This is a genomic window from Pseudomonas sp. NFX98 (assembly GCF_047784845.1).
In the GTDB taxonomy this organism is placed as follows: Bacteria; Pseudomonadota; Gammaproteobacteria; order Pseudomonadales; family Pseudomonadaceae; genus Aquipseudomonas.
Genome location: NZ_JBLNNF010000014.1, coordinates 118039 through 129208 on the forward strand (window position 1 = coordinate 118039; position 11170 = coordinate 129208).

At 57.9% G+C, this 11170-nt stretch carries 10 protein-coding genes; 4 read left to right on the top strand and 6 right to left on the bottom strand.

Features of this window, described 5'->3' with window-relative positions; genetic code table 11:
* Positions 1 to 15 precede the first annotated feature (15 nt).
* Positions 16 to 2082 carry a carbon starvation CstA family protein gene (locus ACM110_RS19505; protein WP_416129045.1) on the bottom strand — a complete coding sequence of 689 codons (2067 nt, stop codon included), beginning with the start codon at positions 2080 to 2082 and terminating at the stop codon, positions 16 to 18.
* Positions 2083 to 2239: 157 nt separating this feature from the next.
* Here ACM110_RS19505 and ACM110_RS19510 point away from each other — a divergent pair, with 157 nt between their 5' ends.
* Positions 2240 to 2608, top strand: coding sequence for a PilZ domain-containing protein (locus tag ACM110_RS19510; RefSeq protein WP_416129046.1), 369 nt, complete (start codon positions 2240 to 2242; stop codon positions 2606 to 2608).
* A 130-nt stretch (positions 2609 to 2738) separates the two neighbouring features.
* On the opposite strand, the gene radA is transcribed toward ACM110_RS19510, so the two are convergent.
* Complete coding sequence (gene radA, locus ACM110_RS19515; RefSeq protein WP_338583190.1) at positions 2739 to 4106, bottom strand: DNA repair protein RadA; 1368 nt, start codon at positions 4104 to 4106, stop codon at positions 2739 to 2741.
* Between the two features lie 650 nt (positions 4107 to 4756).
* Here radA and mscL point away from each other — a divergent pair.
* Positions 4757 to 5170 (top strand): large-conductance mechanosensitive channel protein MscL, encoded by a 414-nt coding sequence (gene mscL, locus ACM110_RS19520; RefSeq protein ID WP_338583191.1) that lies wholly within the window; start codon positions 4757 to 4759, stop codon positions 5168 to 5170.
* Positions 5171 to 5214: 44 nt separating this feature from the next.
* Here mscL and ACM110_RS19525 read toward each other — a convergent pair whose 3' ends face one another.
* Complete coding sequence (locus tag ACM110_RS19525) at positions 5215 to 5991, bottom strand: ferredoxin--NADP reductase (protein WP_416129047.1); 777 nt, start codon at positions 5989 to 5991, stop codon at positions 5215 to 5217.
* 337 nt (positions 5992 to 6328) lie between these two features.
* On the opposite strand from ACM110_RS19525, the gene ACM110_RS19530 reads away from it, so the two are divergent.
* Both ACM110_RS19530 and ACM110_RS19535 read left to right on the top strand, forming a co-directional pair.
* Positions 6329 to 7060 carry a helix-turn-helix transcriptional regulator gene (locus ACM110_RS19530; RefSeq protein ID WP_416129048.1) on the top strand — a complete coding sequence of 244 codons (732 nt, stop codon included), beginning with the start codon at positions 6329 to 6331 and terminating at the stop codon, positions 7058 to 7060.
* Between the two features lie 160 nt (positions 7061 to 7220).
* On the top strand, positions 7221 to 8345 hold the full coding sequence (locus tag ACM110_RS19535; RefSeq protein WP_416129049.1) for a methyltransferase: 1125 nt from the start codon (positions 7221 to 7223) through the stop codon (positions 8343 to 8345).
* A 66-nt stretch (positions 8346 to 8411) separates the two neighbouring features.
* On the opposite strand, the gene ACM110_RS19540 is transcribed toward ACM110_RS19535, so the two are convergent.
* From ACM110_RS19540 to ACM110_RS19550, 3 genes are all read right to left on the bottom strand, one after another.
* Positions 8412 to 8579 carry a DUF2474 domain-containing protein gene (locus ACM110_RS19540; protein WP_338583199.1) on the bottom strand — a complete coding sequence of 56 codons (168 nt, stop codon included), beginning with the start codon at positions 8577 to 8579 and terminating at the stop codon, positions 8412 to 8414.
* Positions 8580 to 8664: 85 nt separating this feature from the next.
* Positions 8665 to 9672, bottom strand: coding sequence for a cytochrome d ubiquinol oxidase subunit II (gene cydB, locus ACM110_RS19545; RefSeq protein ID WP_416129050.1), 1008 nt, complete (start codon positions 9670 to 9672; stop codon positions 8665 to 8667).
* Positions 9673 to 9675: 3 nt separating this feature from the next.
* Entirely contained in the window at positions 9676 to 11112 is a 1437-nt protein-coding gene (locus ACM110_RS19550) for a cytochrome ubiquinol oxidase subunit I (RefSeq protein ID WP_416129051.1), read from the bottom strand.
* Positions 11113 to 11170 lie beyond the last annotated feature (58 nt).

Here is an 11170-nt window from a genome sequence, read left to right on the forward strand (position 1 = left end):
GCTGCATTCCTCAGGTTACGCATCCGGCAGTGCCTGGAATGGCGATTCTTTATCCGTACGTTCTTTTTTACCCCAGGAGGCAATGCCGACCTTGAGTGCATAGAACAGGATGCTGAACACCACGAACAGGAACAGCGCGGTCAGCGTTGCGTTGGTGTAGGCGTTGAAGATCACGTGTTGCATCTGCGTGATGTCCTTGGCCGGGGCGAGGATCTGACCGTTGGCCAGGGCATCGCTGTACTTCTTGGCCAGCGACAGGAAGCCGATCGCCGGGTTGGCGTCGAACAGCTTGATGAAGCCGGCAGTGGTGGTGCAGATCAGCAGCCACACGGCAGGCAACAGGGTCACCCAGATGTAGCGTTGACGTTTCATTTTGATCAGCACAACGGTGCCGAGCATCAGCGCGATACCGGCCAGCATCTGGTTGGAGATACCGAACAGCGGCCACAAGGTGTTGATGCCACCCAGCGGATCAATCACACCCTGATACAGCAACCAGCCCCACATCGCCACACAACCGGCAGTGGCGATCAGGTTGGCGGTCCAGGATTCGGTGCGTTTCAGCGCCGGAACGAAAGACCCCAGCAGGTCTTGCAACATGAATCGACCGGCACGGGTACCGGCGTCCACAGCGGTCAGGATGAACAGCGCCTCGAACAGAATCGCGAAGTGGTACCAGAACGCCATGGTGTTTTCACCCGGCAGCACACTGTGCAGGATCTGCGCGATACCGACCGCGAGGGTCGGCGCACCGCCGGCACGGGCCAGGATGGTGGTTTCACCGATGTCATGGGCAACCGCTTGCAGCGCTTCCGGGGTAATCGCAAAGCCCCAGCTGCTGACCGCTGTTGCCACCGCCACCACGTCACCGCCGACTACCGCTGCCGGACTGTTCATGGCGAAGTACACCCCAGGCTCGATCACCGAAGCGGCGACCATGGCCATGATCGCCACGAAGGACTCCATCAGCATGCCGCCGTAGCCGATGTAACGGGCGTTGACCTCGTTATCCAGCAACTTCGGCGTGGTGCCGGAAGAAATCAGCGCATGGAAGCCCGATACCGCGCCACAGGCGATGGTGATGAACAGAAACGGGAACAGACCGCCCTTCCATACCGGACCGGTGCCGTCGATGAACTGAGTCAGTGCCGGCATTTTCAGCTCGGGCATGGTGATCAGAATACCGATCGCCAGGGCAACGATGGTGCCGATTTTCAGGAAGGTCGACAGGTAGTCACGCGGCGCCAGGATCAGCCACACCGGCAGTACCGCCGCGACGAAACCGTAACCGATCAGCATCCAGGTGATCTGGATACCGGTGAAGCTGAACGCCTTGGCCCACACCGGATCAGCGGCGATCTGCCCGCCCAGCCAGATCGAACCGAGCAGCAACAGCACGCCGATCACCGAGATCTCACCGATGCGGCCCGGGCGGATGTAGCGCATGTAGATGCCCATGAACATCGCGATCGGGATGGTCGCCATCACCGTGAAAATACCCCACGGACTTTCGGCCAGGGCTTTCACCACGATCAGCGCCAGCACCGCGAGGATGATGATCATGATCAGGAAGCAGCCGAACAGCGCGATGGTGCCGGGGATGCGGCCCATTTCTTCACGGACCATGTCACCCAGGGAGCGACCGTTGCGGCGGGTGGACATGAACAGGACCATGAAGTCCTGAACGGCACCCGCCAGCACCACGCCAGCGATCAGCCAGAGCGTGCCGGGCAGATACCCCATCTGCGCCGCCAATACCGGACCGACCAGCGGCCCCGCGCCGGCGATGGCCGCGAAGTGGTGACCGAAGAGGATATGTTTGTTGGTCGGCACGTAGTCCAGACCATCGTTGTTGAGTACGGCGGGGGTGGCCCGTCGCGGGTCAAGCTGCATCACATTGTTGGCGATGAACAGACTGTAGTAACGGTACGCGACCAGATAAATGGCCACGGCAGCGACCACAATCCACAAGGCATTGATTGCCTCACCTCGGCGCAGTGCCACTACACCCAGGGCGCACGCCCCTACGATTGCCAGCACCAGCCAGGGTAGATGGCGTAGCGGGCTATTATTATTTTTCATTTTATTATTCCAGCCAGAGTGGACAAGAAAGACAGCCACACCGAGTTTAGCTCTCCTGACGGTAAAGGCCATACCCCAACGTTGGTCTAGAGCCGTCCTGGCTGGCAGGTTTTGACAATGCCGGTCTATAGTCAGCGAACATCCAGAGGATAGCGCCATGAGCGAGCACCCCGCCGATCGCCGCCGCTTCAAACGTATTGCGTTCGATGCCAGAACCGAGCTGAGCCAGGGGCAGTTCATCTGGCCGGTGAAGCTGATCGACCTGTCGCTCAAAGGGCTATTGATCGAACGCCCCGAGCCTTGGTTGGGTGATGGCAAGCAGGATTTTTTCGTCGACATTCATCTGAGCGAAGACGCCGATATCGAGATGGATGTGCAGTTGACCCACGAGGATCACGGACAGCTCGGGTTTGTTTGCCGGCATATCAGCCTGGAATCGATCCAGCGGCTACGGCGGTTGATTGAGCTGAACCTCGGAGATCAAGCAGAGTTGGAGCGGGAGCTGGGTGCGCTGATCGAGGTTTGATGCCACACCATCAATCAAATGTGGGAGCGAGCTTGCTCGCGATGAGGGCATGCCATTCTACATAAATGTTGATTGATAGACCGCTATCGCGAGCAAGCTCGCTCCCACAGGGTTTGTGTTTTGCGCGAAATTATTCGAACAAAGCGTCGAGCGCCTGCTCCAGACGCGTTACCGCAATGATCTGCAACCCCGGCGGCGACTCTTTCGGCGCATTGCCCTTGGGCACGATCGCCCGCTTGAAGCCGTGCTTGGCCGCTTCCTTCAGGCGCTCTTGACCACTGGGCACCGGACGCACTTCGCCGGACAAACCGACTTCACCGAACACCAGCAAATCGTGGGGCAACGGCCGGTTGCGCAAACTGGACATCACCGCCGCCATCAACGCCAGGTCGGAAGCCGTTTCCAGTACCTTCACGCCGCCGACCACGTTGAGGAACACGTCCTGATCGTGGGTCGGAATTCCGCCATGGCGGTGCAGCACCGCCAGCAACATCGCCAGACGATTCTGATCCAGCCCCAGCGTTACCCGCCGCGGGTTGGCGAGATGGCTGTCATCCACCAGCGCCTGGACTTCCACCAGCATTGGCCGGGTGCCTTCCCACGTCGCCATGACCACACTGCCCGGGACTTCTTCCTGCGCGCGGGTGAGAAAAATCGCCGACGGGTTGGAAACTTCCTTCAGGCCCTTGTCGGTCATGCCGAACACACCCAACTCGTTGACTGCACCGAAACGGTTCTTCACCGCACGCAGCAAACGCAGTCGGCCATCGGACTCGCCTTCGAAATACAGAACCGTATCGACCATGTGCTCCAGCACGCGTGGACCGGCCAGTGCGCCTTCCTTGGTGACGTGACCGACCAGGAAAATCGCCGTGCCGCTCTGCTTGGCATAGCGCACCAGCAATGCCGCGCTTTCACGCACTTGGGACACGCCACCCGGCGCCGATTGCAACTGCTCGGTGAAAATCGTCTGGATCGAATCGATCACCATGACCTTGGGCTTTTCCTGGCGGGCCGTGGCGATGATGGTTTCGATGCAGGTTTCGGTCATGACCCGCAGCTGGTCCTGCGGCAAGCCCAAACGGCGGGCACGCATAGCCACTTGTTGCTGGGATTCTTCGCCGGTGACGTACAGCGCCGGCATGCTTTTGGCGAGGTTGCACAAGGTTTGCAACAGAATGGTCGACTTGCCGATGCCCGGATCACCGCCGATCAGCACTACCGAACCGTCGACAAGGCCACCGCCCAGAACCCGGTCCAGCTCACTGGAGGCCGTGGAGAAGCGCGGGATCTCTTCGACACTGACTTCGGCCAGGGTCTTGATCTGCGCCTGTTGGCCGGTCCAACCGGTACGCCCGCTGGGCGCCGCCGCCCCGCCGCTTTCCACCATGGTCTCAGTCAGCGTGTTCCAGGCACCGCATTCGCCGCACTGGCCGGCCCACTTCGGGAAGGTTGAACCGCACTCGGTGCAGCCGTACATGCGCTTGGCCTTGGCCATCTGAACTCCCGGCAAAAATCGCGATGATAGCTCAGCTGGGGCGGATCAGTACGTCACGGTTGTCAGGTTGAGTGTCCTCGATCAATTAAAAATTTAAGACAATAAAGGGCGTTGGAACTTCATAGTTCGTCGAGAGCACATATTTCAAATTACTGAAATATACTAACCATGTAAAAACCACTTAAATTTGTCCAAGATTTTTCTGCCATCCCGCTTATCAAGCCCAACAAATCCGAATGAAAAGCTGTACAAGAACTAAAAACAAAAAGTCACACCGTACAAGATACCCACTGCCATAAAAATGACATCAGACCAATTTCCTTAGCGCTCAACTAGCCATACAACAAAAGACACGACTCGAATTTTCAAACGGAAACGGGAACCGCAATACAGGACATCAACAAACCGAGTGTGCCCATTTGCCATCACCCACTCAGGCGAGTGAAAAAGACATGTCGCTTCCGCTTCAAGGTCATCGAAACGGCGATTCCAGAGCGGTTACACCGCGTGGGAGAAAGGACGTTATCTAAACTTTTCAACGCCGTTCCGGTCGATTGCAGGCAAGCAACGTAAGCAGTTGTTTCGGGCAGGATGCACCTTGCTGATTTACACTGCGTTCACCAACCTCATCTGTAACAAGGAAATAACCTATGGGCGTGCTAAACGAGTTCAAGGCCTTCGCGGTCAAAGGCAATGTGATCGACATGGCCGTCGGTATCATCATCGGCGCCGCGTTCGGCAAGATCGTTTCGTCTTTTGTCGGCGATTTGATCATGCCCCCTATCGGGCTGCTGATCGGCGGGGTGGACTTCAGTGACCTGGCCATTACCCTCAAGGCCGCTCAAGGCGACGTTCCGGCGGTGGTCCTGGCGTACGGTAAATTCATCCAGACCCTGATCGACTTCGTCATCGTTGCCTTCGCGATCTTCATGGGCGTCAAGGCCATCAACCGCCTGAAGCGCGAAGAAGCCGTAGCCCCGACCCTGCCGCCGGTTCCGACCAAGGAAGAAGAGTTGCTCGGTGAGATTCGTGATTTGCTGAAGGCCCAGAACAATCGGCCTTGAGCGTTTCAGCGATAAAAGAACGGCGCCTGCAGGGCGCCGTTTTTTTACCAGAAATTCTCCACAGCCACCTGCCCGGGTCGCCGGCTGAGGCTCAAGTGCATGTCGCGCTGTTTGAGCAACTTGCGTGTGTCATCGATCATCTGCGGGTTTCCGCACAACATCACCCGCGAATGTTCAGGCGTCAGCGCCACTCCGGCCGCGCGCTCCAGTTCGCCGTTTTCGATCAGCGTGGTGATCCGCCCGTTCAGGGCGCCGGGATGCTGCTCGCGCGTCACCGTGTTGATCAGTTGCAGCTTGTGTGCGTATTCCGCCAGATATTCACGCTGCGCCAACCCTGCAATCAGTTCCTGATACGCCAGCTCCCGCGATTCGCGCACGCTGTAGACCAGGATAATCCGTTCGAATTTCTCCCACACTTCGAAGTCCTGCAGGATCGACAGAAACGGCGCAATGCCGGTGCCAGTTGATAGCAGCCACAGATCGCGCCCGTCGACAAAACGGTCCAGCGTCAGGTAACCAAAGGCCTGGCGGTCCACCAGCAGCGTATCGCCGACATCCAGCCGACTCAGTTCGCTGGTGAACTCGCCTCCAGGCACCACGATGGAAAAGAACTCGAGAAACTCGTCAAAGGGTGACGACACCATGGAATAGGCGCGCCAAACCGTACTGCCGTCAGCTTTTGTCACGCCCAGCCGGGCAAATTGACCTGCGCGAAAGCGAAAACCGGGATCCCTCGACGCCCGCAGAGTGAACAGGTTCGGGGTCAACGGCCGGACTTCGAGCAAGGTCTGGCGAGTAAATTTCTCTTCACTGGCACTCATGGGGCGCTCCATTCAACAGATGGCCTCAGTGTCTCGCAAAGCGAGCAGCAGAAACACCGGTGATTTGTAGTGTCATTAAGCACGCGCTCTTATTCTCATTTGTATTTGGCATATCTCCCCCATTAACCGCCTGGTTAAAAAATAATGATATTAATACCAACATACAAACTAACTACTACCACATGGCAAAGTTTTAGAACCATAGACCTGTTTAAAAACACTTTAGCAAAGCAAAAAAATCTCAACGGAATATCAGAATCATCCTACACTCCAATTCGCGCCAGTCTTTGGATCCAAGTGCGCCTATTACGTTAGAAACTTAAAACCGGAGCCGATAATGGAAAGGTGGAAGGAACTACAACTCATACAACTATCCAGTACAACGGAAATTGAGAGCGCCTACCGGATCTCGCTCAGTTTTGCGAAAAATATCGGATTTAAATTTTTTGCATTTTCAACAAGTTGCCCAACAAAAAATGAGAATTTTCACACGGTTCGCTTCAACAATTATCCAAAAGACTGGAACGCCGAGTACGAACAAAAGAAGTTTTGCGCAATAGATCCAGTAGTGGCGCACTGCAATCAATCCATGCTGCCTGTTCTATGGAGTGCAGAGCTCTTCAGCAACGCACCATGGTTATGGGATGCACTGGAACACCAGGGGTTGCAGCATGGTTGGTCACAAGCCGTTCATGACGAGGAAAGTGGTCTGTGCAGCATTTTGAGTCTCGCCAGAACCCATTGCCCGGTCAGTGCGTGGGAGCTGTATGAAAACCTCGGTTTCTCTGTGTTTATTGGGCGTCACCTGCATAAATTGATTGCCCAGACAATGCCCATGGCATCTGCACAACCGTCCACACCGCATTTAACACCGCGGGAAATCGATGTGCTGAAACTGGCAGCGGATGGCAAGACCGCCTATGAAAGCGCCAGAATTCTCAATCTTAGCGCACGCACCATCAACTTCCATGTTCAGGAAGCCATCCGCAAACTCGGGGTCAATAACAAGATTTCGGCCGTCATCGCCGCCGTCAAGGCAGGCTATCTGAACAGCAATGCGCTGCGCTGAAGCGAAAACCCGCGGGCAATCCGACACAAAAAAACGTACCATTCGCGGTCCCATCCTGAGTGATGACGTGTGAAATTCTCACGACGCAGTCCACTCGGACGGCCCCGCCCGCCAAGCCCCTGGGCGCGGGATACCCGATGATTACCCAGAGCCCCGCCCCATGCCTTTGCTCGAAACGCCTTTCGCCAGCCTCGACCTGATCCGCCAGCCCGAACAGCAGAACGAACCGCTGCAAGCCTTCGATGCTGCGGACGAGTACCTGCTCAACCATCTGGCTGAACAGCAACTCTCGTCCGAGAAACGGGTTCTGGTGCTGAACGACAGTTTTGGTGCATTGGCCGCCAGTCTGGCCGGTAAGGTCAACGTGACCAGCAGTGGCGATTCGTTCCTGGCGTTACAAGGCCTGGAAAAGAACCTTGCCCGCAATGGCCAGGCGTTTGATGCGCTGCCGTACGTGCCGGCCAGCGAAGCGATCACCGGCCCGTTCGACCGGGTGCTGATCCGGGTACCGAAGACCCTGGCGTTGTTGGAAGAACAACTGATCCGCCTGCAAGGCCAATTGAGTCCCGGCGCCCAAGTGATTGCTGGCGCGATGATCAAACATCTGCCGCGTGCCGCCGGTGACTTGCTGGAACGCTACATCGGCCCGGTGCAAGCGTCGCTAGCGGTGAAGAAAGCCCGTTTGTTGATCGCCACGTTTGAGGCCAAAGCGCCGGTCACGTCGCCCTACCCGACGCGCTATCGTCTCGATGAACCGGCCATCGAATTGCTCAACCACGCCAACGTGTTCTGCCGCGAAGGCCTGGACATCGGTACCCGCGCGTTCCTCCCGCACCTGCCGAAGAACCTTGGCACTGCGCGGGTTGCCGACCTCGGCTGTGGCAACGGCGTGCTGGCCATCGCCAGCGCCCTGCAAAACCCCGAGGCCCATTACACGCTGGTAGACGAGTCGTTCATGGCGGTGCAATCGGCCGCCGAGAACTGGCGCGCAGCGCTGCGCGAGCGCGATGTCATCGTGCGTGCCGGTGACGGCCTGGCCGGACAGGAGCCCCAATCGCTGGACGTGGTGCTGTGCAATCCACCGTTTCACCAGCAACAGGTCGTCGGTGACTTCCTGGCCTGGCGGATGTTCCAGCAAGCCCGGGAGGCGCTGGTGGTGGGTGGTGCGCTGTACATCGTCGGTAACCGTCACCTTGGCTATCACAGCAAACTGGCGCGGTTGTTCCGCGGAGTCGAGCAAGTAGCGGCCACGCCGAAGTTTGTAATTCTCAAGGCACGCAAATAACGAAGCGAAAAAAAACCCTCCGGTCGGAGGGTTATGAATCCGCGCCCGAAGACACGGCACGGGATGTCAGTGAGTGGTCAGGCCGGCGGCGTTCATGAACATCCGCATCAGGCTGGCCGCGATAAACAGGACACCAACGCTGCCGGCCCAGATCAGGGCCAACCAGCCAAGCCGCTGCCAGAGCGGCTTTTTTTCGGCTTCTTCGATGTCGTGCAGGGAATGTTTGTTGTTCATTGCTTCTACCTCTCGTATAGATCGATGGCGCCTGTGACAACGCCATCGCGAGCAAGCTCGGCTCCTACAGGTTCTATGCGACGCCTTAGTGGTAACCGTCTTCGTGGGTGACCTTGCCGCGGAACACGTAGTAGCTCCAGAAGGTGTAGCCCAGGATGAACGGGATGATGAACAGCGTGCCCACCAGCATGAAGCCCTGGCTCTGCGGCGGTGCGGCGGCGTCCCAGATCGAGATCGACGGCGGCACGATGTTCGGCCACAGGCTGATCCCCAAGCCGCTGTAGCCGAGGAAAATCAGCACCAGCGTCAGCAGGAACGGCGTGTAGTGCGCATTGCGCGCCACCGCGCGGATCAGGCCGTAAAGGGTGACCAGCACCAGAATCGGCACCGGCAGGAACCAGAACAGGTTCGGCAAGGTGAACCAGCGCGCAGCGATTTCGGCATGGGCCAGCGGAGTCCAGATGCTGACAACGCCGATCACCGCCAGCAACACGAACGCCAAGGGCCGCGCCAGATCATGCATCTGTTCCTGCAACTTGCCCTCGGTCTTCATGATCAGCCAAGTGCAACCGAGCAACGCATAAGCCACCACCAGCGCCGCACCACAGAACATCGTGAACGGCGTCAGCCAGTCCAGTGAGCCTCCGGCGAACTGCCGATTGACCACCGGCAAGCCATCGATGAATGCGCCTAACGCCACGCCCTGGAAGAACGTAGCGACAATCGAACCGCCGATGAATGCCTTGTCCCACAAGTGGCGCTTGTCGTCCCTGGCCTTGAAGCGGAACTCGAACGCCACGCCACGAAAGATCAGCCCGATCAACATGAAGATCAGCGGCAAGTACAACGCCGAGAGCACCACCGAATAGGCCAGCGGGAAAGCGCCGAATAACGCCGCGCCGCCCAATACCAACCAGGTTTCGTTGCCGTCCCAAACCGGGGCGACGGTGTTCATCATCACGTCACGGTCGGTTTTGCCGGGAATAAACGGAAAGAGAATGCCGATCCCCAGATCGAAACCATCCATGACCACATACATCATGATGCCGAAGATGATGATCACGGCCCAGATCAGCGGAAGATCAATACCCATGATTCAAATCTCCTTGGTCACGGTGTGGTCTGCATCGGCGTGCTCGTCGTCGGCAGCAGACAACGGCCGGGCCGGCGTGCGTTTCTGGCCGGGGCCACCGTCGTTGGTTTCCTTGCCTTCGTCGATCTTCGGCCCTTTGCGCACCAGGCGCATCATGTACCCGAGCCCGGCACCGAACAGCGCGAAATACACCACGACGAACAGGATCAAGGTGATGCTCATCTGCATGAAACTGTGGTTGGAGGACGCATCCGCCGTGCGCATCAGGCCGTAGACCACCCATGGCTGACGACCGATTTCCGTAGTGAACCAGCCGGCGAGAATCGCGATCAGGCCAGAGGGCCCCATCCACAACGCCAGGTACAGGAATGGCCGCGAGGTATACAGCTTGTCGCGCTTGCGCAACCACAGGCTCCACAAACCGGTAAAGATCATCAGGAAGCCCAGGCCAACCATGATCCGGAACGACCAGAACACGATGGTCGAATTCGGCCGGTCTTCGGGCGGAAACTCCTTGAGCGCCGGCACCTGTTTGTCCAGCGAGTGAGTCAGGATCAGGCTGCCCAGATACGGGATCTCGACAGCGTATTTGGTCCTCTCTTCCTTCATGTCCGGCCATCCGAACAGGATCAGCGGCGTCGCTTCGTCACCTTTGTTTTCCCAGTGACCCTCGATCGCGGCGATTTTCGCCGGTTGATGTTCCAGCGTGTTGAGGCCATGGAAGTCACCGATGACCGCCTGTATCGGCGCGACAATCAGCGCCATCCACATCGCCATCGACAACATCTTGCGGATCGCCGGGTTGTCCTTGCCGCGCAGCAAGTGCCAGGCCGCCGAGGAGCCGACGAAGAACGCCGTCGCGACGAATGCCGCCGTGGCCATGTGCATCAGGCGATACGGGAACGACGGGTTGAAAATCACCGCCAGCCAGTCGGTCGGGATCACCTGGCCATTGATGATTTCAAAGCCCTGCGGTGTCTGCATCCAGCTGTTGGACGCGAGAATCCAGAAAGTCGAGATCAACGTGCCGATGGCGACCATGACCGTGGCAAAGAAGTGCAGGCCACGTCCGACCTTGTTCCAGCCAAACAGCATGACGCCGAGGAACCCGGCCTCGAGGAAGAACGCGGTCAGTACTTCATACGTCAGTAACGGCCCGGTCACGGATCCGGCGAAGTCCGAGAATCGGCTCCAGTTGGTGCCGAACTGATAGGCCATCACCAGCCCGGAAACCACGCCCATGCCGAAGTTGACGGCAAAGATCTTCGACCAGAAATGGTAGAGGTCACGATAGGTGTCGTTGTGGGTTTTCAGCCACAAACCTTCGAGGACGGCCAGGTAACTGGCCAGGCCAATGGTGATGGCGGGGAACAGGATGTGGAACGAGATGGTGAACGCGAACTGAATTCGGGCGAGATCAAGTGCCTCTAAACCGAACATAAGTCTTCCTCTGTCAGGTAGTACGGCTGCGGGCTGTAAGCCTGCACCCACGGCCCCC

Excerpts from the sequence above, each read along its gene's own strand:
- ACM110_RS19505 (WP_416129045.1), bottom strand. The coding sequence starts at position 2,082 with ATGAAAAATAATAATAGCCCGCTACGCCATCTACCCTGGCTGGTGCTG.
- ACM110_RS19510 (WP_416129046.1), top strand. The coding sequence starts at position 2,240 with ATGAGCGAGCACCCCGCCGATCGCCGCCGCTTCAAACGTATTGCGTTC.
- radA (WP_338583190.1), bottom strand. The coding sequence starts at position 4,106 with ATGGCCAAGGCCAAGCGCATGTACGGCTGCACCGAGTGCGGTTCAACC.
- mscL (WP_338583191.1), top strand. The coding sequence starts at position 4,757 with ATGGGCGTGCTAAACGAGTTCAAGGCCTTCGCGGTCAAAGGCAATGTG.
- ACM110_RS19525 (WP_416129047.1), bottom strand. The coding sequence starts at position 5,991 with ATGAGTGCCAGTGAAGAGAAATTTACTCGCCAGACCTTGCTCGAAGTC.
- ACM110_RS19530 (WP_416129048.1), top strand. The coding sequence starts at position 6,329 with ATGGAAAGGTGGAAGGAACTACAACTCATACAACTATCCAGTACAACG.
- ACM110_RS19535 (WP_416129049.1), top strand. The coding sequence starts at position 7,221 with ATGCCTTTGCTCGAAACGCCTTTCGCCAGCCTCGACCTGATCCGCCAG.
- ACM110_RS19540 (WP_338583199.1), bottom strand. The coding sequence starts at position 8,579 with ATGAACAACAAACATTCCCTGCACGACATCGAAGAAGCCGAAAAAAAG.
- cydB (WP_416129050.1), bottom strand. The coding sequence starts at position 9,672 with ATGGGTATTGATCTTCCGCTGATCTGGGCCGTGATCATCATCTTCGGC.
- ACM110_RS19550 (WP_416129051.1), bottom strand. The coding sequence starts at position 11,112 with ATGTTCGGTTTAGAGGCACTTGATCTCGCCCGAATTCAGTTCGCGTTC.